At 56.5% G+C, this 24,487-nt stretch carries 26 protein-coding genes and 1 pseudogene; 21 read left to right on the top strand and 6 right to left on the bottom strand.

Annotated features, from left to right (window positions below):
• The first annotated feature begins 7 nt into the window (after positions 1–7).
• The 19 genes and pseudogenes from DQ397_RS24480 to DQ397_RS05595 all read left to right on the top strand — a co-directional run bounded on the left by DQ397_RS24480 (position 8) and on the right by DQ397_RS05595 (position 18,191).
• The gene (locus tag DQ397_RS24480) at positions 8–172 is read left to right on the top strand and encodes a hypothetical protein (RefSeq protein WP_178113773.1); all 165 of its coding nucleotides are present in this window, start codon (positions 8–10) and stop codon (positions 170–172) included.
• A complete protein-coding gene (locus tag DQ397_RS05680) occupies positions 165–1,499 on the top strand; it encodes a phage portal protein (protein ID WP_080642036.1) in 1,335 nt (444 codons plus the stop codon). Before DQ397_RS24480 ends, DQ397_RS05680 begins: the two co-directional genes overlap by 8 nt.
• Positions 1,496–2,197, top strand: coding sequence for an HK97 family phage prohead protease (locus DQ397_RS05675; protein WP_043206539.1), 702 nt, complete (start codon positions 1,496–1,498; stop codon positions 2,195–2,197). The genes DQ397_RS05680 and DQ397_RS05675 overlap by 4 nt, the downstream gene beginning before the upstream one ends.
• 9 nt (positions 2,198–2,206) lie before the next feature.
• Positions 2,207–3,463 carry a phage major capsid protein gene (locus tag DQ397_RS05670; protein WP_052352320.1) on the top strand — a complete coding sequence of 419 codons (1,257 nt, stop codon included), beginning with the start codon at positions 2,207–2,209 and terminating at the stop codon, positions 3,461–3,463.
• A 41-nt stretch (positions 3,464–3,504) separates the two neighbouring features.
• Positions 3,505–3,729: a hypothetical protein gene (locus DQ397_RS05665; protein WP_043206538.1), complete on the top strand. Its 225-nt coding sequence runs from the start codon at positions 3,505–3,507 to the stop codon at positions 3,727–3,729.
• Positions 3,730–3,732: 3 nt separating this feature from the next.
• A complete protein-coding gene (locus DQ397_RS05660; RefSeq protein WP_043206537.1) occupies positions 3,733–4,209 on the top strand; it encodes a head-tail connector protein in 477 nt (158 codons plus the stop codon).
• Positions 4,209–4,550: a phage head closure protein gene (locus tag DQ397_RS05655; protein ID WP_043206536.1), complete on the top strand. Its 342-nt coding sequence runs from the start codon at positions 4,209–4,211 to the stop codon at positions 4,548–4,550. Before DQ397_RS05660 ends, DQ397_RS05655 begins: the two co-directional genes overlap by 1 nt.
• The gene (locus DQ397_RS05650) at positions 4,543–5,028 is read left to right on the top strand and encodes an HK97-gp10 family putative phage morphogenesis protein (protein ID WP_043206535.1); all 486 of its coding nucleotides are present in this window, start codon (positions 4,543–4,545) and stop codon (positions 5,026–5,028) included. Before DQ397_RS05655 ends, DQ397_RS05650 begins: the two co-directional genes overlap by 8 nt.
• A complete protein-coding gene (locus DQ397_RS05645; protein ID WP_043206533.1) occupies positions 5,025–5,393 on the top strand; it encodes a DUF3168 domain-containing protein in 369 nt (122 codons plus the stop codon). Before DQ397_RS05650 ends, DQ397_RS05645 begins: the two co-directional genes overlap by 4 nt.
• Before the next feature lie 63 nt (positions 5,394–5,456).
• A pseudogene (locus tag DQ397_RS24820) lies at positions 5,457–5,867 on the top strand (phage tail tube protein); the annotation flags it as partial.
• Positions 5,853–6,188 (top strand): phage tail tube protein, encoded by a 336-nt coding sequence (locus DQ397_RS24970; RefSeq protein ID WP_372240736.1) that lies wholly within the window; start codon positions 5,853–5,855, stop codon positions 6,186–6,188. The pseudogene DQ397_RS24820 and the gene DQ397_RS24970, both read left to right, overlap by 15 nt.
• 8 nt (positions 6,189–6,196) lie before the next feature.
• Entirely contained in the window at positions 6,197–6,616 is a 420-nt protein-coding gene (locus tag DQ397_RS05635) for a phage tail assembly chaperone family protein, TAC (RefSeq protein WP_043209875.1), read from the top strand.
• A gap of 283 nt (positions 6,617–6,899) precedes the next feature.
• On the top strand, positions 6,900–9,452 hold the full coding sequence (locus tag DQ397_RS05625; RefSeq protein WP_043209711.1) for a phage tail tape measure protein: 2,553 nt from the start codon (positions 6,900–6,902) through the stop codon (positions 9,450–9,452).
• Positions 9,449–9,898 carry a hypothetical protein gene (locus tag DQ397_RS05620; RefSeq protein WP_043209713.1) on the top strand — a complete coding sequence of 150 codons (450 nt, stop codon included), beginning with the start codon at positions 9,449–9,451 and terminating at the stop codon, positions 9,896–9,898. The genes DQ397_RS05625 and DQ397_RS05620 overlap by 4 nt, the downstream gene beginning before the upstream one ends.
• Positions 9,895–10,392, top strand: coding sequence for a DUF1833 family protein (locus DQ397_RS05615; RefSeq protein ID WP_043209714.1), 498 nt, complete (start codon positions 9,895–9,897; stop codon positions 10,390–10,392). The genes DQ397_RS05620 and DQ397_RS05615 overlap by 4 nt, the downstream gene beginning before the upstream one ends.
• An 11-nt stretch (positions 10,393–10,403) precedes the next feature.
• Positions 10,404–10,799 (top strand): hypothetical protein, encoded by a 396-nt coding sequence (locus tag DQ397_RS05610; protein WP_043209715.1) that lies wholly within the window; start codon positions 10,404–10,406, stop codon positions 10,797–10,799.
• On the top strand, positions 10,796–13,507 hold the full coding sequence (locus DQ397_RS05605) for a host specificity factor TipJ family phage tail protein (protein WP_043209720.1): 2,712 nt from the start codon (positions 10,796–10,798) through the stop codon (positions 13,505–13,507). Before DQ397_RS05610 ends, DQ397_RS05605 begins: the two co-directional genes overlap by 4 nt.
• A gap of 59 nt (positions 13,508–13,566) precedes the next feature.
• Positions 13,567–15,813 carry a hypothetical protein gene (locus DQ397_RS05600; protein WP_043209722.1) on the top strand — a complete coding sequence of 749 codons (2,247 nt, stop codon included), beginning with the start codon at positions 13,567–13,569 and terminating at the stop codon, positions 15,811–15,813.
• Positions 15,814–16,145: 332 nt separating this feature from the next.
• On the top strand, positions 16,146–18,191 hold the full coding sequence (locus DQ397_RS05595) for an acyltransferase family protein (RefSeq protein WP_202959337.1): 2,046 nt from the start codon (positions 16,146–16,148) through the stop codon (positions 18,189–18,191).
• 95 nt (positions 18,192–18,286) lie between these two features.
• Here DQ397_RS05595 and DQ397_RS05590 read toward each other — a convergent pair whose 3' ends face one another.
• Positions 18,287–19,441 carry an O-antigen ligase gene (locus tag DQ397_RS05590; protein WP_080642086.1) on the bottom strand — a complete coding sequence of 385 codons (1,155 nt, stop codon included), beginning with the start codon at positions 19,439–19,441 and terminating at the stop codon, positions 18,287–18,289.
• Positions 19,442–19,883: 442 nt separating this feature from the next.
• Here DQ397_RS05590 and DQ397_RS05585 point away from each other — a divergent pair, with 442 nt between their 5' ends.
• A complete protein-coding gene (locus DQ397_RS05585) occupies positions 19,884–20,372 on the top strand; it encodes a glycoside hydrolase family protein (RefSeq protein ID WP_043209726.1) in 489 nt (162 codons plus the stop codon).
• Positions 20,369–20,866 carry a DUF2514 domain-containing protein gene (locus DQ397_RS05580; protein ID WP_043209728.1) on the top strand — a complete coding sequence of 166 codons (498 nt, stop codon included), beginning with the start codon at positions 20,369–20,371 and terminating at the stop codon, positions 20,864–20,866. The genes DQ397_RS05585 and DQ397_RS05580 overlap by 4 nt, the downstream gene beginning before the upstream one ends.
• 51 nt (positions 20,867–20,917) lie before the next feature.
• Here the strand turns inward: DQ397_RS05580 and DQ397_RS05575 are convergent, their stop codons facing one another.
• From DQ397_RS05575 to DQ397_RS05555, 5 genes are all read right to left on the bottom strand, one after another.
• Positions 20,918–21,649: a hypothetical protein gene (locus DQ397_RS05575; RefSeq protein ID WP_148921501.1), complete on the bottom strand. Its 732-nt coding sequence runs from the start codon at positions 21,647–21,649 to the stop codon at positions 20,918–20,920.
• The gene (locus tag DQ397_RS05570) at positions 21,574–22,242 is read right to left on the bottom strand and encodes an SOS response-associated peptidase (RefSeq protein WP_043209731.1); all 669 of its coding nucleotides are present in this window, start codon (positions 22,240–22,242) and stop codon (positions 21,574–21,576) included. The genes DQ397_RS05575 and DQ397_RS05570 overlap by 76 nt, the downstream gene beginning before the upstream one ends.
• Positions 22,188–22,967, bottom strand: coding sequence for a hypothetical protein (locus DQ397_RS05565; RefSeq protein WP_148921500.1), 780 nt, complete (start codon positions 22,965–22,967; stop codon positions 22,188–22,190). Before DQ397_RS05565 ends, DQ397_RS05570 begins: the two co-directional genes overlap by 55 nt.
• A 94-nt stretch (positions 22,968–23,061) precedes the next feature.
• Positions 23,062–23,238, bottom strand: a complete 177-nt coding sequence (locus tag DQ397_RS05560) for a DUF3606 domain-containing protein (RefSeq protein WP_080642087.1) — start codon at positions 23,236–23,238, stop codon at positions 23,062–23,064.
• Positions 23,239–23,468: 230 nt separating this feature from the next.
• A complete protein-coding gene (locus tag DQ397_RS05555) occupies positions 23,469–24,314 on the bottom strand; it encodes a D-glucuronyl C5-epimerase family protein (protein ID WP_148921499.1) in 846 nt (281 codons plus the stop codon).
• Positions 24,315–24,487 lie beyond the last annotated feature (173 nt).

Raw genomic sequence — 24,487 nt, 5'->3', positions numbered from 1 at the left:
ACAACCTATGAAAACTGGCCTGATCATCTTTCTGGTGCTTGCCGCCGGCGGCTTGCTGCTGGGCGTTGCTGGCGTATATGTACTTGCCGGCCTGGGTTACGCGCTGTTGGCCGCTGCTGGTGCGCTTCTGGCTTCCGCAGGCTTCATTCGCAAGGGGCTGATCGGTGGCTAAATCTCTCTCTCAGGTTCTTGGCCAGGCGCTGGTCAAGTCCGCCGAACCCGGGATTGCCTCCAGTTTGGCGGGATGGGCAGGGCGCAAGATTGGCCTCGGCGACGCGGCGTTCTGGAACACCTACTACGGTACCGATTCGGCCTCTGGCAAGGTGGTCAGCCAGCAAACGGCCCTCCAGCTTTCCACGGTCTGGGCATGCGTGAGGTTGATCGCCGAGACCATTGCCACGCTGCCGATCGCCTTGTACGAGAACCAGAACGGCGCTCCGGTGGTGGCAGCCTCTCACCCGGTCAACTTCGTGATCAGCCAGCAGCCCAACGCCGACCAGACCCCGGTCGAGTTCTGGGAGAACGTTATGGCGAGCCTGTTGCTCCAGGGGAACTCATTCTGCGAGCCGCACATGAGCGGTCGGACGCTGACGAGTCTGGAGTTTCTACTACCACAGAACATGTCGCCACCGCGGCGCCTGGCGGACGGCTCCATCGAGTACCGCTACACGGACAACTTCGGCAAGCCTCACACGCTGACCGAGGATCAGATGGTGCACGTGCGAGCCTTCGGCGTTGACCCGCTTTGCGGCCTGTCGCCGCTGGCCTATGGGCGGCAGGTGCTGGGCTCGGCCATGGCGGCTGATGAGTCGGCGGCCAAGATGTTCGCCAACGGCATGAAGCTGGGCGGCGTGCTATCCACCGACCAAATCCTCAAGCCGGAACAGCGCAAGGACATCCGCGAGGACATGATCAAGCAGTTCTCCGGAGCGACGAATCACGGCAAGACGATGGTTCTGGAAGCGGGCATGAAGTACCAGCAGGTCTCCATGACCCCAGAAGACGCCCAAATGCTGCAGACCAGGGCGTTCAACGTCGAGGAGATTTGCCGCTGGTTCCGGGTGCCGCCGTGGATGGTCGGGCACACGCAGAACTCCACCAGCTGGGGCACAGGCATGGAGCAGCAGATGATCGGCTTCCTGTCGTTCACCCTGCTTCCCTGGATCAAGCGCATCGAGATGTGCGCCAACCGACGCCTGTTGCGTCCTGATGAGCGCCGCCGCTTCTACGTGAAGTTCAATCCGGAAGGGCTGCTGCGCATGGATAGCGCGGCGCGGGCGGCCTTCTACAGCTCGATGACGCAGAACGGGATCTACACGCGGGACGACTGCCGCCGCAAAGAAAACCTGCCTCCGCAGGGCGGGAACGCCGCGAAGCTCACTGTGCAATCCAACATGCTGCCGATCGACAAACTGGGTGAAGACCCCGGCGGCGCCAATCAGGCCAAGGCGGCGCTGCTCGACTGGCTCAACGACCAGCCAAGAGGTAACACCCTATGAGACACAAGGATCGACTGGCGGCGGTCAAGTACCGCTCTTTCGACTATGACGTGAAGGCTGTCGGCGACGACGGCCTTTTTTCTGGCTACGGCTCAGTGTTCGGAGTGGTCGACAGCTACAAGGAGGTCGTTGCGCCGGGTGCCTTTCTCGAATCGATCGAGGATACCAAGGCCAAGGGCCGCACCTTCCCTGTGCTGTGGCAGCACATGACCCGAGAGCCAATTGGCAGTTGGGACATCGAAAGCCTGAAGGAAGACGATCACGGCTTGTTTGGCGATGGTGAGCTGTGGCTTCCAGACGCGCCGTACGCCCGTATCGCCTTCCGAGGCATGCAGACGAGATCGATCACTGGTCTGTCTATCGGCTACTACATTCGAGAGTCGAGCTTCGACCAGAAGACCGGTATTCGGACCCTGACGAAACTCGACCTGATCGAGATATCGATCGTCACAGTGCCCGCCAATGACGAGGCGCGCACCGACATTATCAAGTCGAAGTTGGCCCATGGCGGCCTGCCTTCGATGTCCGAATTTGAGTTGCTCCTGCGCGAGGCAGGCTTCTCGAAATCTCAGTCCACGGTGATTGCCAATCGTGGGCTGCAGCACCTGCTCCGGAGCGAGTCCGAGGGCGACCTGGCAGCAATCGAAATCGTCGAGGCGTTGAAGTCGCGCCCGACACTTTCTCTCCCATCGTTTTGAGGATTCATCATGCATAACGCCATGAGCAACCAGGCTCGCTCCGAACACCGCCAGTTCCAGCGCAAGGAGCACGCCGAAGACAAGCTGCAGCTGAAAGCGGTCAACGACCTGCTCGATGAGCGCGACAAAGAGATCAAGGCGTTCGCCGCCAAGGCCGCTGAAGAGATCAAGTCGCACGGCACCATCCTGTCCGAAACCAAGACCATCCTCGATGGCCTGGTGAAGGACGGCTTGGGCCTGCAGGATCGCCTGCAGGAAATCGAGCAGAAGATGGCCCGCCGTTTCTCCGCCAACGACCCTGTCGACTTCAAGTCGGCTGGCGAGGAGCTGACCGAATGTGACGATTTCAAGTCGCTGCAGACTCGCGGTCGCGGCATCGTTCGAGTGGGCCGGAAGGCCGTCACCAACATCACCAGCGCTACCACCGGCACCGGAGGCGTCGGCGCCGCTATCCAGCCGACCCGTGTGCCCGGCATTGTGGTTGGGCCGGAACGTGAGTTCACCATTCGCGACCTGATCATGCCAGGCCGCACCGGCTCGAACGCGGTCGAGTTCGTGCAGGAAACCGGCTTCCAGAACATGGCCGCGCCCCAGGCGGGTGAGGGTGCCGCGAAAGCCCAGTCTGATCTGTCCTTCGGCCTGAAGACCACCAACGTCATCACCATTGCCCACTGGTTCCGCGCTTCCAAGCAGGTGCTGTCGGACATTCCGCTCCTTCAGAGCTACATCAACGGCCGCGCGATCTACGGCCTGAAGTACAAGGAAGAAGAGCAACTGCTCGCTGGCGACGGTACCGGCCAGAACCTGCTGGGCTTGATTCCTCAGGCTACCGCCTTCAACAACGCTCTGCGCAAGGCGGGCGACACCAAGATCGACACCCTGCGCCGCGCCATTCTGCAGGTTCGCATTGCCGAGTACCGTGCTTCGGCTATCGCCCTGAACCCGGTTGACTGGGCAGACATCGAGCTGACCAAAGACGCCAACGGCTCCTACATCTGGGTGAACGTCCAGGAAGGCGGCGTACAGCGCCTGTGGAAGCTGCCTGTGGTGGACAGCAACGCTGTGCCGGAAGGTGAGTTCCTGGTAGGCGCGATGAACATCGCCGCCCAGGTGTTCGACCGTGAGGAAGCGGCCGTCGAGGTTTCCACCGAAGACGGCGACAACTTCCGCACCAACATGGTCACCATCCGCGCCGAGGAGCGCCTGGCACTGGCGGTCTACCGCCCAGAGTCGTTCGTTCATGGCGAGTTCGAAGCCACCCCGTAACCTGCCCAGGAGCGCGCCCGGGAAACCGGGCGTGACTGCATATGTCGGAAGTGAAAGTCAAAACTATCAAGGGGTTTATCAACGGCGGTGTCTATGCCAAGCGCGGTACGGAAATCACTGTTGAGGAGTTGCGCGCCCGCGATTTGCTGCGTAATGGCCTGATCGAGGATTACGACGTGAAGAAAGCCCAGGAACCCGAGAACAAGAAGGCGCCGGAGCCGGCCAACAAAGGCGGCAAGGGAGCGGCCACCAAGCCCAAGGAGTGATCCATGTCCGTGATCGCCATCGACCTTGCCATGCATCATCTGCTGGCCGAACCTGAAGATCAGGTACTGGTCCAGGCTCAGCTGGACGCGGCGGAAGAGGCGGCGATGCAGTTCCTCAACCGCCGCTTCTACCTAGACCAGGTGACGCTCGACGGCGCCCGCGCCGGTGTGTCGGCCTCCCTGCAGCAAGCCAAGGAGGCGAACTCTGCGGCGGTCGCTGCCGCTGAGGCAGAGCAGGACTACACGCTGCGCTGCCGACTGCTCGACCATGCCCGCCAGGCTCTGGCCGATGCGTATGACCAGGCCGACGCCATCGCCTACGGCATGGTGCTCAACCCCTCCATACAAGCGGCTTGCCTGTTGAAGCTTGGGCACCTGTTCGCCAACCGCGAGGAGGTGGTCACCGGTACCATCGCCACTGAGCTGCCGCTGGCCTCCCAGCACCTGCTGATGCCCTATCGCATCCGGATGGGTGTGTGATGCAGGCCGGCAAGCTCCGGCACCGCATCGACCTTCAGGAGCTGGTACAGGTGCGTGACCCGGCAACCCTGGAGTTCGGCGAACCGGAATGGGTGACCCGCTGGGAGAAATGTCCGGCACGTGTTGAGCCGTTGTCAGCGCGGGATCTCGTCGCGGCTCAGGCAGCTCAGTCCGAGGCGACCGCCCGTATGGTGATCCGCTACCGACCAGGCGTGCTGCCCACCATGCGCATCATCTACCGCGGCGAGGTGTACAGCATTGAAGGCCCACCCCTGGAGGACGACAAGTCCGGCCTGGAGTACCTGACGCTTCTGGTGTCGAAGGGGGTGAAGGATGGCTGATGGCGTGGAGTTCAGCATCACCGGCCTGGAAAGCCTGCTGGGGAAGTTAGACGCCGTCAGCTACGACGTTCGCCGCAAGGGTGGCCGGGCCGCACTGCGCAAAGCTGCCCAGGTGGTTGTACAGAAGGCCAAGGAAGGCGCCGAGCGGATCGACGACAAGGAAACCGGTCGCTCGATCGCCGACAACATCGCCCTGCGCTGGAATGGCCGCCTGTTCAAGCAGACCGGTGACCTGGGTTTCCGCATCGGCGTGCTGCACGGCGCCGTGCTCAAAAACGGCGGCGACCTTAGTCCGAATTCGCCCACGCCACACTGGCGCCTGATCGAGTTCGGTACCGAGAAGATGGCTGCCGCCCCGTTCATGCGGCCGGCCCTGGCCAACAGCATCGCGGAGGTGACCAACACCTTCGTCTCCGAATATGAAAAGTCGATCGATCGCGCCATCCGGCGCGCTGCGAAGAAGGCTGCATCCTCATGACACCACCGATTGTTCAGGCCTGTTTGGCTTCTCCAGCGGTTACCGCTTTGCTGGGGGCTGGCGCGGATATGCGGCTCTATTCCTTTGGCGAGGCGCCGGACGCAGTGGCCAAGCCCTATGCCGTGTGGCAACTCGTCAACGGATCGCCGGAGAACTACCTCGCCGGACGCCCGGACGCCGACGGCTTCACGCTGCAAGTCGACGTGTACGGCACCACCGGCACCGCTGTGCGCCAGGTGCGCGATGCCATCCGTGATGTCATCGAGCTGCGCGCCAATGTCACCCGCTGGGGCGGCGAAGGCCGTGACCCAACCACCAAGAACTACCGAACCAGCTTCGACGTGGACTGGATAGTCCAGCGCTGAGGTTTCTGCAGTTCCAGGCCCGCCGCGTGCGGGCTTTCTTTTGCCCAATACATGGAGAACCCCATGGCAATCCTTACCCAAGGCACCCAGATCTTTGCGCTGGTACCAACCGCCGATAACCCCTCGCAGTTCTCGGTGATGGAGGTCGAATGTGCCACTGCGTTCAACCCTGGCGGCAACCCGGCCGACCAGATTGAAACCACCTGCCTCAGCCAGCGGGTTCGGACTTACCTCCGTGGCCTGCGCACCCCTGGCCAGGCTTCGATGACCCTCAACGCCGATCCGCGCAATGCCTCGCACATTCGCCTGCATGAACTCTCCGAAGACGACGATATCGAGACGATTCACTGGGTAGTCGGCTGGTCGGATGGCAAAGCGCTGCCAGGCGTTGCGGTGGCCGGTAGCGTTGATGAAATCCAGATCACTAGCGGCGGCAGCGGCTACACCACCGCGCCGACTGTGACCATCACCGGCGGCGGTGGAACCGGTGCGACAGCCGTAGCCGTGCTCGACGGTGATGAGGTGGCTTCGGTCACCATTACCAATCCCGGCAGCGGCTACAGCAGCGTGCCGTCCGTATCGTTCAGCGGTGGCGACGGAAGCGGGGCGGCGGCCTCCGCATCGCTCAATACCGAGCCAGATTTCACCTTGCCGAATTCGCGTACCTGGTTCCTGTTCGACGGCTATGTCGCCGACTTCCCGTTCGACTTCGCCGCCAACGCAGTGGTCACCACCGCTGCATCCATCCAGCGCTCGGGTGGCTCGGCCTGGATCCGCAAAACCACCAACGCCTGAGGTAGTTCATGAAACTGAGCATCGAAACGCTGAGAAGCAGCGGATCTTTCACTGGCCGCCCGGTTGAGAAAGAAATCAACTGGAAGCAGGGCGACAAGGCGTTTACCGCAACAGTGTTCGTGCGGCCGCTTGGCTACCAGTCGGCGGTCAGCGACGTGCTGTCCGCTGGGGGCAAGCAGAAGGACAACATCGCAGGGCGCATCGCGGCTGCGATCTGTGATGAAGAAGGCAACACCGTGTTCTCCCCAATCGACATCACCCATGGCCCGCTCGATCCCGCAGAGCTGGAAAAGGATCCGGCCAGCACCAAGCGCCTCGGAGCCCTGGACGGAAACCTTACTGTGGCCCTGATGGTGGCCATTAATGAGGTCACCAACATGGGAAAGACGCAGACCTCAGCGACCTCGACGAGCTCTGGCACGAGCTAGTCCTGTGCGGCATTGGCGGGAGAACGATTGCTGAGGCGAAGGAGCGCCTCAGCCTTCAGGAGTTCAGGTCCTGGGTGAAGTTTCGAAACCGTCGAGGGTCGCTTCACCTGGGCATGCGTATTGAGCGTGGCACGGCGCTGCTGGCCACGCTGTATGCCAACACCCACACCAAGGATGGCGGGTACAAAGTTTACGACTTCATGCCTCATGAATCAGAGCCTGCGATGACGCTTGAGGAAGCCATGAGGACTTGGGCATAGCCAGTCACCGCAGGAGGTAATGCATGGCGAGCAAATCGCTGGGCACACTCACGCTTGACCTGATCGCAAAAATTGGTGGCTTTACGGGCCCACTTGATCAGGCCAGTCGTGAGTCGCAGAAACGCATGGCCGAAATCAAGAAGTCAGCCGAGAACCTTGGCAAGGGGATAGGTACCGCTTTTGCGGCGGTCCCAGCTATCGTCGGAGGCTTGGTAACCAGCTCGGCTATGGCCGCCAAGGAAATCAGCAACCTTTCCAGTCTGGCCGGCCTCAGCACCACGGAATTTCAGCGCTACGCTGCAGGCGCTGCTTCCGTTGGGGTCGAGCAGGAAAAGCTCTCTGACATCTTCAAGGACACCAACGACAAGGTCGGTGACTTCCTGGCTACAGGCGGTGGGGAGTTGAAGAACTTCTTCGACACCATTGCGCCGAAGGTTGGCGTCACCGCTGAGCAGTTCCGCAATCTGAACAGCGCCGACGCACTGCAGCTATACGTAAGCAGCCTGCAGAAAGCCAACGTCAGCCAAGCGCAGATGACTTTCTTCATGGAGGCGATCGCCGACGAGGCCACGGCCTTGGTTCCCCTGCTTGCCGATGGGGGAAAGAAGTTCAAAGAGTTGGGCGATGCCGCTCAGTCCGCTGGCATGGTCATGGACGAGGAGACCATTGGCGCGGCGCGGCAGTTCAACACTGAACTTACCGTGATCGGCCAATACGCTTCCTCGGCGAAGACCGCTCTGGCGGCCGAATTCATGCCGGTCCTTGCGCAGCTGGCGAAAGATCTCTCGGACACCACCAAAGAGGCCGGCGGCTTGCGCAATGTTGTACATGAGTTTGCCGACGACTTCATCGAGGTCACGGCGGTGACGGCGAGCGTGGCTGATGGCATTGGTCGGGCATTCAAGATTACTGCGGCGGGCCTGGTAAGTGGGTTCGCTACTACCATGGCGTATCTGCAGAGCCTCGGTGCAACTGCCAATAGCTTGCTCGGAGCGCTCACCTTTGGGGATGTTTCGAAGGAGTTCAAAGAGAATGCCGCACAGCTGACAACGGACGCGATCGATAACTCCCGAACGGCTAGCAGCGTTATGTCGGAAGTTGCCGAAGCCTTCGAGAGGCCATGGTCGGGCGACCGAATCCGCGAGTATGTCAAGGAGGCAAGGAAGGCGGCTGCGGAGTTGCCCAAAATCTCGCCACCAGGCAAAGGCAATGCGGGGTTTGTCGGCCAGACCGATGCGCAGAAGGCTGCAGCTAAGGAGGCCGAAGCCGCTGCGAAGAGGTTGAACCAGGCGTTTGAAACCACCGAGGAGAACCTGCAGCGACAGATCACTCTGATCAACACCAGCACGGATGCCAGAAAGAACGCCACGGAAGTGGCGAAGCTCCAGTTCGAGATCGAGTCGGGCAAGTTGGTCGGCATCAATGCCAAGCAGCAGGAGCGCCTGACCGGCCTGGCCACTGAGCTTGACCGGCTTCAGCAACTGAAGAAGGCCAACGAGGATGCGGCCAAGGCCCGTGCCTTTGGGGATACCCTGTCTCAGGCCAACAGAACTGCCCGGGAAGGGTTCGATCTGGAATTTGCCGGCGCTGGTAGCGGTGACAAGCTGAAGGAGCGCCTGAAGGCCGACCTGGCTATCCAACAGGATTACCAGAGCCAGCTGGCCGACCTGCAGAAACAGTACAACGGCGGCGACATCAGCAAGGAACTGTACAACCTGGAAACCGAGCTTCTGCGCGAGGCTCTAGCCCAGCGAATGGAAATCCAGCAGGACTACTATGCGCAGCAGGATGAGGCCCAGAAGAACTGGTTGGACGGCGTTTCCTCCGCCTGGGAAAACTACCGCGACACTGCCATGGATTATCAGCAGCAGGCCGCGGACTTCACCACCAGCACGCTGGACACGCTTACCAGTTCGGTAGGCGATGGCATCGCCTCGATGATCCTCGAGTCGGAGAGCCTGGGCGACGCTTTCGTGAACGTTGCGGCGACGATGGCGAAGAGCATCATCAACGCCCTGGCGCAGATGGCCGCTCAATGGCTGGTTTACCAGGGCATCCAGCTGATTGCGGGCAAGACTACTCAGGCCAGCGCGGCAACGACCCTGATCGCGAATGCGCAGGCAACGTCGTTCCAGGCGCAACTCGCGGCGTTCGCGAGTACCGCAGCCATTCCGATCGTAGGCCCGATCTTGGCGCCGGCGGCGGCAGCAACTGCGGCAGGGATCACAGCTCCAATGGTTGCCGGTGTGGCGGCGTCGGCCTTGGCAGGCATGGCTCACGACGGTATCGACTCCATTCCTGAGGATGGCACCTGGTTCCTCCAAAAAGGCGAGCGGGTTACCACCGCCGAGACCAGTGCCAAGCTTGACAGTACGCTGAGCAAAATTCAGGCGAACCAAGGACAGCAAGGCCAAAGCCAGCCGGTTGTGAACCTCTACGAGGATGCTTCGCGCGCCGGCCAGTCGCGCCGAAACCAAGACGGGAGTATCGACGTGTGGGTTTCCCAGCTCCTGAGTGACGGCGCTCCGGCACAGGCGATCGAGGCGAAATATGGACTACAGGCGGTTGGACGATGAACAAATATCCAAAGGGCTTGCCGTGCGCGCTGCGGGATGGATACGGGTTCGAGCCGGTGGACAACATCTCGCGCACAGAGATGGAGAGCGGTCGGGCTAGGCAGCGCATCATCTTCGACTCTGTACCGACGATGGTTCCGCTGGCCTGGATCTGCTCGGAGAGGCAGGCCTTGCTGTTCGAGGCCTGGGCCGCTCAGGTTGCCAGGGCGGGGTGGTTTCTGATCCCGCTCAAGATCCCAGGCGGAATGAAGGACATAGAGGTGCGATTCACGAAGACACCGTCCGGACCTGAGCTGGTCGGCGTGAGCAGTTGGCGCTATACGGCGACCTGTGAGCTCCGAGAGCGACCACTGCTTGAGCCGGGATGGGCTGAGCTGATGCCGGAGTGGGTACTGATGATGAACATCGTCGACTTGGCGGTTAACCGGAAGTGGACCAAGGCATGACCATTCTCGAGCAAGCCTACCGCGAGGCGGTGGCATCTGGCGGCAATGATGTCTTCGTCCGGACATTGGAGATTACATGTGCGGCCTGGGATGCTCCGGTACTGGTCTGCAATGGCTTCACCGACCGGATCTGCGGCACCGAGGATGGAAGGGTGCTTAACTTCCTGGCAGCCAACATCGGTATCGCGCTGGCTGCCAAAAACAACAAGGGCAACCAGGCACTGGCGTTTGGGATAGACAACACCACCGGCCTAGTGCGCCATCTAGCTGATGAAGCCCTCGACGCAAACGCTAGGGTGACAGCCGTTTACCGTGTGTATCTGGCAAGCGACCTATCCGCACCATGCGAGAGGCCCTATCGCATGTCGGTGGATAGCGACTCATTCGAGCAGAACCAAGCCACCTTGCAGTGCGGATTCTTCGATCTGATCGGCACCGCTTGGCCGCGTGCGCTTTACACGACGAATTTCGTGCCAGGCCTCAAATACCTCTAAGGGATTCCCCTATGGAATGGATCAACAAATACCTGTCTTGCAGGTATGAGGATGGCGCGCGCGGTCCAGAAAGGTACGACTGCTGGGGCCTGGTCAGGGAGGCGCGCCACCTGCACCTATGTAAGCGTCTTCTGCCGAGCTGGGGGCATGTGCGCAATACCGACCCGCGAGAGTTCACCAGGGCGTATAGGGCCGAGTCTGTGCACATGGAAGTGTGCCAGCCAGAACATGGCGCCATAGCTGCGGTAATGCGCGGTCATATCTGTGTGCACGTCGCCCTGGTCTTAGAGGCTGGTGGGCGGCTCAAGATCATCGAAATCAACCCGGCGCGCGGCGCCCGATGCCTTCCGCTCTCCCAGTGGAAGCGCGACCACAATACCGTCATCTACTACCGAGACCGGGAATGATCGAAATCTACCCAAATAAGCTCGCAACCGGGCCTGCCGAGGTGCGCGCGGTCGAAAGCCGTCAAAGCGTGTTGGCCTGGTTCCAGGCTGACGGTCTGCCGGCAGAGGTGGAGCCTGCTGCGTTGCCGTTGAGCGTATTCGTCAATGGCGAGCGGGCGCTGCCAACCCAGTGGGCGACTATCGAGTTCGGACCAGAGGACAGCGTCGAGATCTACCGAGAGCCAAAGGGCACAGACCCTTTCTCCATCACCTTGGCGCTGGTATTCGGCGCCAAAGCTGTACTTGGCGCCTTGATGCCAAAAATGCCTTCGCTGAATAGCAGGAGCAACACCAAGCGCGGGAATGATCTTGGGCTGGCCACGGTGAAAGGTAACCAAGTCAAACTGAACTCGGTGATCCGAGAAATCGCGGGCCGGCAGCGGCCATACCCTGACTATGCGCTGCCGCCAAATCGATACTTTGATGACCCGCGTTCGCAGTGGATCGAGATGCTGCTTGTGGTAGGTCGCGGTAAGTACGACATACCTGCAGGCAGCATCCTTATAGGTGATACGCCCCTGATCTCGTTGGGCGCCGATGCGCAGTACCAGATTTACGGACCTGGAGCCAATCTCAGTGCTGAGCCTGCTGCGAAGTGGTGGCACTCCGCTCCTGAGGTGGGCGCGACATCAACCGGTACGGCGGGTATCGAGCTCAAGGCCACATACGCTGTCGAACCTGTTCCTGACGCTCAGTCGTTCCAGTTCGCTGGCAAGACGGTCACCATCCCGAGCGGTGCTGGCGCGTTTCCCTCTGGTTGGGCTGCCGGCATGATCGTGCGTATCGTCGTCGGTTACACCTACGACGTGATAGATGGCGGGGCAGGGCGCGATATCATCCGCGGAAACCTTGATCAGGTTGCGCCATATGTCGGCATGCCGATTGAGATCGTTGGTGCGAACGAAGGCAGCTACACGGTAGCCACATACACGCCTGGCGTGGGCACTGCCCCAGATGAGATGACGCTGAACTGGGCCTCCGGAGGTGCTGCAACCGGACTGACGATAGGAACCGGCTTGCGTATGAGCATCGGATTCCGTGGGCTGCGGTACCGTATAACGGCAGCAAGCACCTCTTCGATCTCCGTGGAGCGGATAAATGCGGTAGGAGATAATGACCCAACCTGGCCAGGGTTCGACGCTCTCACGACATCGACCGCGCTGTTGCAATTGGATGGATCCACACAGGAGGGTGACTGGTCCGGCCCTTATGCGGCCTGCCCTGCAGGAACGACGACGAGCCGTATTGCCTGGGACATTTTCTTCCCTCAGGGGTTGACTCATGTAGGAGAAAATACCGGTAAAACTCGGGATTTCTCCGTGACGGTTGAGCTTCAATACCGCGACATTGCAACTGCCGGCGCTTGGACTTCCTTCAAGAAAACCTACACCCAGGCCACGCTCGATCAGCTGGGGTTCACTGAGTTTTTGAACATTCCTCTCATGCGCCCCGAGGTTCGCCTGCGTCGAATCGGGGCGAAGTCCACAAGCACGTCGGACGCAAACACCGTCCAATGGTACGGCTTGAGATCCAATCTCCCTGCTCCGACGCGGTATGACGGCGTAACAACCATGGCCGTTCGGGTAAAAGGAGGGAACCGCATTGCTTCCCAGTCTGAAAGCCAGGTATCGGTGGTTGCCACCCGTATTTTGCCTACGCGCAGAAACGGTGCGTGGACTGCCGAGGAACCTACGCGAGATATCTCTGCCTGGATCGGCTACATCGCTCAAAGCGTCGGCTATTCGATTGCGGACGGGAATTCCGATCTTGATCTAGAGGAGCTGGATCGTTTGCAGGAGATCTGGACGGCCCGCGGCGACTACTTCGACAGAACGATCGAGGACGCAAGCACGGTGAAGGCCTGCATGATCGAGTGCCTGCAGGCTGGCTTCGCAGAGCTGACCATTGATCGTGGTCTTATCCGGCCGGTTCGTGATGAGCCCCGCGGACCAGACTTTGATCACATGTACAACCCGGAGGTCATGACCAAGCCTCTCAAGCGCGAAGCCGAGCATGTCACTGAAGACGACTTCGACGGGGTCGATGTCGAATACCTCGACGGTGGAACCTGGCAGATCGAGACCGTGGAATGCCGACTCGCAGGAGATGCCGGAACACGAACAGAAAAGATCAAGATCGAAGGAGTGACCGACCGAACCCGTGCATGGCGCATTGGGATGCGGCGCCGCCGTCAGCAGGTCTACCAGCGCAAGCGTTACAGCTTCTCCACGGAACTTGATGCGCTGAACAGCGGCTATCTGGACTATGCCCTGCTGGGCGATACCACCCCTGGGTATGGTCAGAGCGCAATGCTCAAGGGTTATGCGCAGCTGGGCGGCCAGCACATGCTGGTCTCCTCGGAGCGGCTGGACTGGTCTGCTGGAGGCGAGCATTGGATTGCGCTTCGCCGCCGAGACGGCAGCGCCTCTGGGCCATACGTTGCAACGCGCATTGATGACTACCGGCTGACCATTCCGTCTCTGGACTTCGTGCCGGTTCTGGACAGCGCTATGGACGCGCCTGTGCTGCAGTTCGGCCCCAAGACCAAGTTCTGCTACCCGGCGCTCATCAAAGAGGTCAACCCGAGTGGCACGGTCAGCTGCAACGTCACCGCAGTGAATTACGACGAACGCATCTACCTCGACGACAACAATTTCCCTCCGGCCTGACCGGATCCTGAAACGAGCATGCCCGCCACTGAGCGGGCTTTTTTATGCCCGGAGAAAATATGCGCTACAACACTGGCAACCCGGTTGGAACCGATGGCTCGAACGATCCGCGCGACCTCTACGATAACTCTGGTGTGATCGACGTTTGGGCAACTGATCGCACGAGAGTCACCGCGCCTGACCGGCTTGGTGTCGAACGCCGGACCCTGTACGGAATGGAACTACAGGTGTCCGAATGGTTGGCCGCACAAGGCTTTGAGCCAGTTCCGTTAATCTATGTGGATGGCACGCAGCTTACCGTTGATCGACCAACACAGTTGATCCAGCGAAACGACAATCTCTATAGCGTAAAGCTGCCAGCCACCTTCCCAGTGGAGCTCAGCGGAACCTGGGTTGATGATCAAAACCTCCTAGTGGCACAGGTTGATCGATCACTGCGTGATGCACTGGCAAGTGCTTCCGGTGCGAGCATGATCGGTTACCGCCAGCGCACCGTTGCTGATCGCCTGAACGACACCGCTAATGTCAAAGACTATGGTGCGATCGCTGACGGTACCTATCATCCGCTATCCGAGCGATTCGCCACTCTTTCCGCTGCTCAGGCCGTATACCCACACGCCACGGCGCTGACTGATTCCATTGACTGGGCGGCATTCCAGGCGGCGATCAATAGCGGAGCGCCGCGTGTTCACACACCTGGCGGGCATTATGTTCTCAACAAGGGCACTCTGTGCACCCGGGACGTAGCCTACAGCGGCGACGGTTATGCCTCGCACGTAGACATGAGCCTTTCCTCAGGCCCTGGAAGCTGCTTTCTGACCCAAGGTAGCCTGACGCAGATCGGTAACCTATCCGTGAGCGTGGTGAAGGGCGCACGTACGCTTACATTTGCTGCTGCGCCTGACCTTGTGCCGGGTGACGTAGTGATCGTGTACAACCCCACGAACGGTTCTTGGCTTGCTGATCGCGACCCATACCGGGCTGGCGAGATGTGGAAGGTGCACTCCGTTAGCGGGAATGTTGTCACGATCTACGGCAACAGCTCCTCGGTATATCTGTTCAGCGAGGTACAGGTATACCGTTTGCGCGGAGTGCGCGCATCCGTAGACAACATGCATTTCTCTCCCTCTGATACATACTCTATCGCTCCGTTCAAAGTTTTGTTCGGCGACGGTGTGAGGGTTTCGAACTACTGGGCGAGCGATGTCACGCTGTATACCGGCTTGGAGATAGAGCGTAGCTTTGACGTGAGCGTCAATGTCACTTCGTCCCCCAACCGCTCCCCTGCAGTCAACGACGAGTACGGGGTCACTCTCTCCAACTGCGCGAACTTCACCGTTTATGGCGGTAGCGCTGCGGCAACGCGTCATGCTGTAGCGCTTGGGGGCATGGATGACGTGTGCTGCGTTCCTAACCGAGGCGGCTTGATCTACGGCATGTTGGTAGACAACGTCGACCTTGCTTCGGACATCGGCGCAGGGGACATGCACGGCAACGCCGATAAGATCACGTATGACAACTGCGTGTTCCGTAACGGTTTAATCATGCAGGGCAGGGACGCAACGGTGCGTAACAGCACCATATATGGTGTGTCCAGCGCTTCGGGCGAGGCTATCTATGGCACAGAAATCTATGGCGGCACGTTCACCATCGAGAACAATCGGTTCATCAGCTACGGTGATGGCGCCGCGTTTGGCATCATCCATCTGTCGCCAGGCACTAGCCAGCGCGAAGCGCTGCTGATCATTGCGCGTGACAACACCTTTGAGCTGCCGAACGCCACTGGCTCGACCAAGGTGCTGTTCCTGCGCGGACGCAATGCACCGTTCCCGTGCAGCGTCAATATCAATGGCATGCATGTTCACATGGCCTCTGTGGCGCTGCAGTGCTTCTTGTTCGCTGACGATCAAATCGCTGCGACGCTGAACAGTAACTACCTGATTGTGGATAACGTGTACGGCCCTCTCGGCACGTATCTCTTGTACCCAACAGCGAAGAACGCCAGCATCGCAACCCGGCAAATGAAGCAGTCCGGCGCTGTCAACGTAACCACCACGGCCGCAGCAACCGTAGCAGCTCCGGCACAGACCATCCGCTACCCGTACTCTAAAATGCCAAACGTAAGTGTTCAGGTGTCCAGCCAGTCCGGCGGCGACCAGAGTGCTATCGGGTCAATCACACCCGTACCGATTGCGTATAACGTGCAGCCCGGAAGCTTAAGGCCAGCCATCATGGCGCCTAGCGGGTCATTTGCGGCCGGTGGATCTGCGCGACTGCACTGGATTAGCAGCCTCGACGATGTGTGATCTGGCCTTTGATGGCTGTTATGGCGCTTAACAGCCATCAAAGGTCTGGGTAGTAAGCTGCTACCAAACAGATGGCCATGAACACAATCATTGCAGCCATTTTGAGGGCCGCTATCGCCGATTTTTCAAGCATCAGTCATTCCTTTGGGTGGGTTTTTCACGATAAACATGCTTCAAGGGTATCAATATTGCATGACTTCTATGATTTTCATAGACGCAAGCAGTGTAGGCCGCCAGAGCAAATGGGCTGATTGGATGTCCCAGCCTGTTCTGAAAAAGGCTCACTGGTCGTATACTCCACAGCATTTTTCTCGACTGGATGTGGAATGGGAATGAATGTCAAGGCGGCTATAGAGGCCTCTTCTGGATACAAGCCTTTCATCGACGGACTGAGAGCCCTGTCGATTTTGGCTGTTGTGCTATACCACGCAGGGATTGCTCAGGTGCCTGGCGGCTTTGTCGGTGTAGACATATTTTTTGTGATATCGGGCTTCCTGATCGTCACTCATATTATAGGATCAATTCAGTCGGGAAGTTTTTCGTTCGGAGAGTTTTGGGCTAGGCGGGCTCTCAGAATTCTTCCTCCATATCTTTTAGTGATTGTTGTCTGCTCTGCTGTCGCTCCTTTCATTCTAGTTCTTCCCAAAGAGCTAACTGAGTTTGGCAATCAGGTTTCTTATTCTGCCGGGATGCTGGCTAACCACTATTTCCTCGGGCAGCAGGGCTATTTCGACGGCCTATCTGATACAAAGCCTCTACTTCATCTGTGGTCGCTCGCTGTAGAAGAGCAGTTCTATCTGTTCGCGCCAATGGCAATCTTTGGGTTGTATTTGGTTACCAGGCGAATGAAAGATGAGCGAGCAGTACTAACATCATTCGTAGTGGTTGCATTAGCATTTGCTCTTTCCTTGTATGGCTGCATTTTACTTAGCGGGTCAGGAGCTGGTAAGAACTACTCGTTCTTCTTGATGCCCCTGAGAGCTTGGGAGTTTATTGCTGGCGGCGCAATCGCATTTGCTGTTCCTTACGCGCAGCGATTTAATCGGTTTGCTCTAGATTCCGCTGCTCTGGCAGGTATTGTAGCTATTTCGTATGCAATTCTAACATTTAATGGCAAGAGCCCATATCCAGCAGATAAAGCATTGGTTCCAGCTATTGGGGCTGCGATTGTAATACTTTGTGGTGTGGCAAATCCTAAAATCACAATCGCGAAAATTTTATCATTGCGTCCGTTTGTTTTGATCGGTCTTGTTTCATACGCTTGGTATCTGTGGCATTGGCCATTGTTGACATTTGGTAGGATATATAACTTCGGCGAGAGAGATATTACATTTGATCTAAGTATGGTTGCCATTTCATTTGTTATGGCCTGCGCAACATATATTTATGTGGACAAGAAAGTATTAGCTTGGAGAAAGTCTCTCAAAAGCGGCGCTAGCTGGAGGCATGCTGCTGGTGTATTAGCGGTTTGCATGCCTGTCTGTATAGTTGGCATATACATTTCCCAGTATATGGCCCCATCCGTTGCAAGGAACTTCACAGAAGCTCAGGTTCCAAAAACAGCGTCCAATGCAGGGGACTGTAACCTCCATACAGCAAAAGGGCCATCTAAATGTCTGGCGGCTGCAGGTGAAAAGGAAATTGGATTGCTAATCGGTGATTCGCATGCTGATGCTGCTTACCGCGGTATTTCACATCATGCAGCGGATAGCCAATCTATGCTGGCTACTTTAAGTTCTGGTGGTTGTGCAGCGATCTTTAATGTGCGCATAAATAACCCCGACAACGCCATGAGAGAAAGGTGCGAAAAGGGCCGACAAAATGCGTTGGAATTTGTTGGGCAGCTGAACCCCAAGTATGCTGTTTTGTTTTCAAGTTGGTCTATATATAGTGGTAAAGGATACTATTCGCTTGGCGAGGTCGGAAGCAGCGTAAGTTTCTCTGATACAAAGCTTGGGTTTGTATCTAAGCTAGACGAAACAATCGATTATCTCCATCGGCTAGGCGTCGAAAGGGTGCTGATTGTTGGCCCGGTTCCTATCTTCAAAGCATCAGCGCCTAATTGCGTTTTGCGATCGTTACATTATGGGATAAATCCTGATAAGCATTGTTCGGTCTTGCGCAGTGAAGTCGAAAGATCTAGAGCAGATGTGGTATCTTGGCTGAAAGAGGCTTCAGCTGATAGGCATGAAGTTAAGTTTATAGATCCAATAGATTATTTCTGCGATGCAGATGTCTGTCGAAGCTATGGGAACGAAGGGGTTCTTTATACAGACACCAATCATGTCAGTGATGCTGGGCTAGAAAGGATCTATCAAGGAGGGCTTACAGAGTTTGATTGGCTGCTTGGGCGAACTAACTCTCATGCTTCGAAGTAGATGGTTGATTTGTATTTAGTGTAATACGTTAAGCCCGCTTCTTAGCGGGCTTTTCTTCGGGGTTATGCAGGCAATTGTTATATTTGTTTGTCGGATCACAGTGTTGTATGGATTCGTTGTGACGATGAGTAGAAGCCGAGTGCTGCTGGGATCATCAAGTAAGTAAAATATTTTCCAGCAAATAGCAGAAGAGCTGAGCAGACTAATAGTGCGAAAATGGCCAATGATTGTTTAGATAATCTCTGTCCTGATGAGATCATTATAAGAAGCTTGAGTGTGGGAGCGCCAACTATAGCAATCACGAATAGGAAACCTGCTAGTCCCAAGTCGTGCCAGGCTGAGAGTATATTATGAATATATTCTCCTTTTTCGTAGTTTCCGTAATCCCCGAAAATTGGATTTTCCATAATTCTTTCGACGCCTTCCGAGGCGATCCTCTCTCGTTCTCTGCTTGAATTGTCATTCTGCAGATCTATAAGATTAGTTATTCGGCTTTCCGGTAGCTCTACTATCCCAGAGCTTGCCACAAGTATGGACAGCATTGCGATGCTGATCGCAGCAATAAAAGGTATAGCTTTGTTCTTTGAGAGTAACAGTTCAAAAATTGCCGCAAATAGTACGAATCCAAGAAATTCGCTACGAGCCCCGTTTATATATAGGCATGCAAATGATACTAAGATTATTGGTAGGCGAACCCACCTTTTACTTGTTTGATAGACTATGAGGAAAGACAGAAGGAAATAACATAATGCAAACGTCTGGTAGCTTGGGATGTGATTTAAATCACTCATTTCTCGCAAGGAAAATCGTCCGCCCACAGTGTAATACATCATGCATGCCGAAACTATAATCCATGAAAATAGCAGTAGTATTCTAGGTCTGCTATATGTGCCGGCTACGCCCTTGCAAATAAGAAACACACTAATACTTTGGGCAATTGCTGTTAGATGCCATGCAAACATGTAATCATCTGATGATGATCTGTTTATTGTTGCTATAAGTAAAAAATATAGCAAGAACAGCATGTAAGACAAGTCTGTTGCGTTTATTCTTAGCGTTTTAATGTGTGCCCATGCGTACATCGGAAATAGCATCGCAAGCGCTCCAGCTGAGACTATTCCAAAGTACCCAGCAGGCAGCGGCGGAAAGACTCCGCTTGTGATCGCTACATAATATAAAATGGTTCCAGGGAAAAGTAAAAGGAAAAGTAAATATTGAGCATTTAAAGTTGATTGATTGTCTCTTGTCATTAGCCTGCGGCCTTTGTTCATCAAAAGAATAAAATATTATAATAGTGATCCGAATGGTCTTGGATTCATATTATTAGTTCAATTAAAACCTTCAAACTGTGTTTCTGTGACGCATTCATATATTTAGTTTAGAGCTTTCGGCCACTATGCTGATCTATACGCCGCCGACTCTTAAGTCATTTCCGATGGTGGTCCGGTTTCAGAGATAGTTGGCTTCGCAAAGCATCGAGATGATACGCCGTAAAACCGCTAGCCGCATGCTCTTCCTTCAATTTTTGATGATAGCCTGGCTCATAAATCTCCAAGCACACAGTCTGGTGGAGGTCTGTACTTGTTAGCAGGTCCATTCCAAGAGCACGCCACGGCTATCCGACATTTAATCGATCTGATTCCAAAAACCCAACACCGCCACCTGGCGGTATTTTTTTGCCTGGAGAAAGCCATGGCTCGACTGACAGAGGCCCAAGCCGGCGGCGCAAATGTGCTCCGGTTTCTAGACCTGATCGCCTTCTCGGAAGGTACTTCGCCTGTGAGGGGCAGCGATGACGGTTACAACGTCTTGTACGGCGGGGGGCTGTTCACAGGCTATGAGGATCATCCCCGTCATAAGCTGACTTTCCCCATCAACGGGAAACCGGTGACCAGCACGGCAGCAGGCCGGTACCAGCTGCTGGCGCGCTATTGGGACGCCTACCGGGTGAGCCTGCGCTTGCAGAGCGGCTTCACTCCGGAGAACCAGGACCGTGTTGCGCTGCAGCAGATCAGCGAGTGTCGGGCGCTTGAGGACATCAAGGCCGGCCGCATCGCCGATGCGATCGCCAAGTGCGCGAACATATGGGCCAGCTTCCCGGGCAATACCTATGGGCAGAACCCGCACCGCTTGGACAAGCTTCTGGCGCAGTGGGCGAAGCTCGGCGGGGTGCTGGTGTGAGCGGCTGGGGCGTGCGCGCGCTAGCGCTCTTGCTCGTGGTGGCGTCCTACTGGGGCGCCTATCAGCACGGCCGATCTGTCGAACGCGCTGAGGCTGCCGCTGCGTCGGCTCAGCGGGACAGCGGTGACCGCCTGGTCGAGGTATTGGGCGAGCGCAGCGCCCGAGAGGAAGAACAACGACGCGCCAAGGCGCAGGAGGAGGCGAGAGCCCATGCAAGAGAAGAACACCAGGTGGCTGATGCTGGTGATGCTGGCGCCGATACTGCTGGCCAGCGGTTGCAGCACGACGCAGCCAATTTCGCCGCCACCGTCCGTTGCCCCGCCACGGATACCGCCGCTATCGCCCGAGGCCAGGCAGCCACCCGCTCCGCCATGGTGCTCTCCGACTTGCTCACACGGGCTGATGCTCGAGCGGGAGAGCTGGCGAAAGCGTATGACCGAGCCCGAATAGCTGGCCAGCAGTGCGAGGCGGAGTATGATGCCCTGGTCAGATAACCGGAGCAGAGCGGTAAAAATGATAGCCTAGGAACCGAATGTTATAGATCATCAGATATCTGTTGACGAAACTGCTTCCTCAGAAGGCTTTGAATTTACAGGCTTTGATATGTTTATTAGGTAAGTACTAAGATCTTCTTCGCTTCGATGAAGATCAATCACTGTCGATGCAGTTTTCCAGCGATATGCTTCATTGTTAAAAGATCCGCTCTCGCTTTTCCATGACCAGTTCTCAATAACTTCTGTTGGGTCCCCAAAATATATGTCCGCCATCAATCGGACATTTTTGAAATTCTGTGTTTTCCCACTAAGAATCAAGTTGATTGGTTTGTTGTTGTTGTCAGTTGTGACAGTTGCTTTATAACCAGGCGAGACAGGAAGGTACGGCAGCCCACGAATTTCAAACTTTTTCGGGTCAGAAGTTGAAACTCGGCAAAGCTCTGGCGGATTGTTATCGTCATTGCAGACAGGAATTTCTTTCAAAAAATCCTTGTCAAAAGAAATTCCTAGAAAGTCAGATGATTTTTCCGGCTGCGAATCGTTGCTTAGAAAAGCGGTTATGCCTATGGCTGCCGAAATTAGTCCGATAATAGCGAAAGATTTGTGTACACGATCCATTGTGAATGCCACTGTTTTAACATCAAAAGCTGAATTTTGAAGAATTTCCCAGAGAAAGGCAACAATTTCGACGGATTGGTCAGGTTTCCCTACTTGAGGATCGGCTTGACTAGGTCCGGTCCTTGGTTCCTGACGTTGCCAACGGCTGTGCTCACCAGGAACCACTCGAATTCCTCAGCGGGCTCGCCCAGGTTTAGCGCCATCTGTTCGGCATGCTCGATTGGCGTATTAAGGCAAATCCATTCCCGGGCCAAATCAGGCGAGAGGACCACTGGTCGGCGGTCGTGCACATCGACCATGCCGCCCTGGGCGTCGGCGGTGATGATGACGAAACCGTCATGCTCGCTCCCAGTGAACTGGCCGATCGACGCGCACAGGGTCGGTTGCCCGTCCCGCCGCCGGATGTAGTAGGGCTGCTTCTTCGGACCGCCTTCATCGACCCACTCATACCAGCCGTCCACCGGCGTGATCGCGCGATGCGGCCAGATCGCTCGGAAGAACGGCCCGTGCGCTACCTTCTCGACCCTGGCATTGATCGGCGGCGCTCGATCAGTCGCCCAGTGCGGCCGCCATCCCCACCTCACCAGGTCCGCCCGCGGGCCTGCGTCATCCATTCGTAACACGGCCACCTGCGTGCTGGGCGCCACGTTGTAGCGCTCAACGGCCTGATCACCGATGTTGTTGCGCCACACCCCATCCATGTTCAAGGCGTCGGCAAAGTCGTGCAGTCCTCGATATTGCGACAGTCTCCCGCACATACCGGCTCTGCCAAGTTATCGGGGATGAATCCAAGTCCGCCGCACCCATCGCAATCCTCACGTTGAGCGAACGAATCATGGCATGTCGGGCAGCAGGTGAAGGGTGAGTAGCGAGCCCGATCTCGCAGCATCCGATACCGCATCCAGTCTTTTTGCTCGAACGCTTCCTGTGCCAGGTCAACCAAGGTCCGATAGGCATCTGGATCTTGCACCCCGGTCAGCCATTTACCATTGGACATTCGCTCCGTTTCGACCAGGTGGCACGGAATGCCGTCTCCCGTCACAAAGCGTAGGCCGGATATCGGAATGCAGTAATTCGGCTGGCTCATCACGAGATGCACGCGCCCCTCGGTGACCATCACTCGACCGTGATAAGCGGGGAGCATGCTTCGCTCTCCGTCTGCATCCGTGAACGAAAAAACACCATGGCTGATGGTTGCAATCCGCGTGTTCTCCCCATCCGGGACCACGTTGTAGACGGAGGCCTGGCAGTACTGCTCATAGGCAAACTGCTCCTCAAGGCCGGCGGAGTAAGCCGCGTGCGCCTGCTCCCGCATCTCATAGAGCTCCAGCGGATCGAAGAGGTTGAGCTTTTCCATTTCGCTCAGGTGCCAGTCAGCGATGGAGAGAAAGGCTTCTGGATCGCTCAGGCGTAGGTGCTCGTTCTGCAGCTCTTTGGTCCATTTCTCTAGAGCTTGAGATTTAGTGATGGGCAGGGTTTTCATGATCGGCCAGCGAATACTGTTTGGATATACAGTATTTCATGTGGCAGGTGTGGTCCAATCCGTGCGACGAAGGGGCGCTGTTGCGCCCGCCCCATCATTTTCCAAGCTGCTTTTGTACCGCCTCAGCGCTTTGACCAACAGCCCTGACTGCATCCTTCAGCTGTTGCTCGGTGACGCCAAATTTCTGAGACCAGTATCTGACCTCCCAACTTTCCTCGATGTTGATTCTGGAGCGATCTTGCGGGCCTCGGTTCGACAGATCATCAGCCATTTTCAAAACCTCAGGTGAACGGCCTGGCCAATCCAGGCTGCTGAGCATTTGGACCGGTCGGGGCGGGGCGAGTTTGATATTTTAATGGGAACTAGGTCGGCAGAGCGCCGGAGATGGATAGCCACGCTTGTACCAGTTTTTGTACCAGCTAATGCGTGATCAGGTGGGATGAGTATTTTTCTGAAGGGGTAAAACCCAATGGATCCGGCGCTAGAACAACGTCGGATCACTTAGGAGAACGCTAAATTAATCTCAATGATATTGTAGTGCGTTGGATTAATGACCCGCGGCACCAATTGATACCAAGTCCAAGTATCGGTTTTATTGTAAAATTGTGGTAGTCGGCTGATGGTGCCATGTCTAGCGCACTGATACGCGTCCTTAAGTTCTTTGTCGCCAGAGGCCTCTGCTAGCATATACAGAGCCTGAAGCCCCCAGAGGTGGCCGTTAAGAACATGGTATTCCTTATCTCGTGTAATTCCTTTCCAAGAATATTCCGAAATCCAACAGTCCTCTCCATCGCGCCATAGCGCACCGCCATCACTAGGCTGGCGGAGCATCAGTTTAGCACTCTTAATTGCAGCTTCGCGGTAACGCTCGTTACCGGTTACTTGCCAGCCAGCATAAAGGGTCATTGGGCCGAAGAAGCCGTCCATACCTGACCACCACGGAGCTTTGATTCCTCTGTCATAGTCAAAGCCGTAGAACCAACGAGTACCCTCAGCCTCTCGGGTCGCTGGTTGGTACTCGTCTAGCATGAAGTCTAAGGCTCGTTTTGCGCTTTCCAGAGCTGCTGGGTCTTTAGTCTTCTCGTAAATCGTGAGGAGCCTGAATGCCAAGAAGAATGGACGTAATGGGTCTTTCTTTGCTGCTGTCTTCTGGAGGCCCTCCTCGTTAAATGTAACAGGGTCCATCCAAGACCAGAGAAACGGAGCCAACTCAACATCCGTTCCAGCTGCTAGCATTTTGGGGGGGCTATCAGTAGCGTGCGACTGGGTTGAAACTGCAAAAAGGGCAATCAGTAAAGCAGAAAATCTCATTTGAAGTATTCCATCCATAGGCGTGGCTGCACGCATGTTAGTTCAAGATGACCGGACGTGCAATGCAAATGAGATGTAAAGCTCGTGCTTTCTGATTTTAATTGATTTTTTATCGGTGGCTAGGTTTTGATTAGATGATTGTAGTTTATGTTTTTGTAAGGGTATGGTCTGGACGGAAAAGGTGTTGGATGCGCGATGTGGCTGGGGCT

It is taken from the genome of Pseudomonas sp. CK-NBRI-02 (assembly GCF_008124495.1).
GTDB classification, from domain to species: Bacteria; Pseudomonadota; Gammaproteobacteria; order Pseudomonadales; family Pseudomonadaceae; genus Aquipseudomonas; species Aquipseudomonas guariconensis.
Note: the sequence above shows the minus strand (reverse complement) of the source record. Positions and strands in the feature narration are given on the sequence as shown.

Excerpts from the sequence above, each read along its gene's own strand:
- DQ397_RS05675 (WP_043206539.1), top strand. The coding sequence starts at position 1,496 with ATGAGACACAAGGATCGACTGGCGGCGGTCAAGTACCGCTCTTTCGAC.
- DQ397_RS05660 (WP_043206537.1), top strand. The coding sequence starts at position 3,733 with ATGTCCGTGATCGCCATCGACCTTGCCATGCATCATCTGCTGGCCGAA.
- DQ397_RS05605 (WP_043209720.1), top strand. The coding sequence starts at position 10,796 with ATGATCGAAATCTACCCAAATAAGCTCGCAACCGGGCCTGCCGAGGTG.
- DQ397_RS05655 (WP_043206536.1), top strand. The coding sequence starts at position 4,209 with ATGCAGGCCGGCAAGCTCCGGCACCGCATCGACCTTCAGGAGCTGGTA.
- DQ397_RS05625 (WP_043209711.1), top strand. The coding sequence starts at position 6,900 with ATGGCGAGCAAATCGCTGGGCACACTCACGCTTGACCTGATCGCAAAA.
- DQ397_RS05645 (WP_043206533.1), top strand. The coding sequence starts at position 5,025 with ATGACACCACCGATTGTTCAGGCCTGTTTGGCTTCTCCAGCGGTTACC.
- DQ397_RS05585 (WP_043209726.1), top strand. The coding sequence starts at position 19,884 with ATGGCTCGACTGACAGAGGCCCAAGCCGGCGGCGCAAATGTGCTCCGG.
- DQ397_RS05620 (WP_043209713.1), top strand. The coding sequence starts at position 9,449 with ATGAACAAATATCCAAAGGGCTTGCCGTGCGCGCTGCGGGATGGATAC.
- DQ397_RS05570 (WP_043209731.1), bottom strand. The coding sequence starts at position 22,242 with ATGTGCGGGAGACTGTCGCAATATCGAGGACTGCACGACTTTGCCGAC.
- DQ397_RS05555 (WP_148921499.1), bottom strand. The coding sequence starts at position 24,314 with ATGCGTGCAGCCACGCCTATGGATGGAATACTTCAAATGAGATTTTCT.
- DQ397_RS05650 (WP_043206535.1), top strand. The coding sequence starts at position 4,543 with ATGGCTGATGGCGTGGAGTTCAGCATCACCGGCCTGGAAAGCCTGCTG.
- DQ397_RS05635 (WP_043209875.1), top strand. The coding sequence starts at position 6,197 with ATGAAACTGAGCATCGAAACGCTGAGAAGCAGCGGATCTTTCACTGGC.
- DQ397_RS05610 (WP_043209715.1), top strand. The coding sequence starts at position 10,404 with ATGGAATGGATCAACAAATACCTGTCTTGCAGGTATGAGGATGGCGCG.
- DQ397_RS05590 (WP_080642086.1), bottom strand. The coding sequence starts at position 19,441 with ATGACAAGAGACAATCAATCAACTTTAAATGCTCAATATTTACTTTTC.
- DQ397_RS05615 (WP_043209714.1), top strand. The coding sequence starts at position 9,895 with ATGACCATTCTCGAGCAAGCCTACCGCGAGGCGGTGGCATCTGGCGGC.
- DQ397_RS05560 (WP_080642087.1), bottom strand. The coding sequence starts at position 23,238 with ATGGCTGATGATCTGTCGAACCGAGGCCCGCAAGATCGCTCCAGAATC.
- DQ397_RS05600 (WP_043209722.1), top strand. The coding sequence starts at position 13,567 with ATGCGCTACAACACTGGCAACCCGGTTGGAACCGATGGCTCGAACGAT.
- DQ397_RS05665 (WP_043206538.1), top strand. The coding sequence starts at position 3,505 with ATGTCGGAAGTGAAAGTCAAAACTATCAAGGGGTTTATCAACGGCGGT.
- DQ397_RS05670 (WP_052352320.1), top strand. The coding sequence starts at position 2,207 with ATGCATAACGCCATGAGCAACCAGGCTCGCTCCGAACACCGCCAGTTC.
- DQ397_RS05565 (WP_148921500.1), bottom strand. The coding sequence starts at position 22,967 with ATGAAAACCCTGCCCATCACTAAATCTCAAGCTCTAGAGAAATGGACC.
- DQ397_RS05595 (WP_202959337.1), top strand. The coding sequence starts at position 16,146 with ATGAATGTCAAGGCGGCTATAGAGGCCTCTTCTGGATACAAGCCTTTC.
- DQ397_RS24480 (WP_178113773.1), top strand. The coding sequence starts at position 8 with ATGAAAACTGGCCTGATCATCTTTCTGGTGCTTGCCGCCGGCGGCTTG.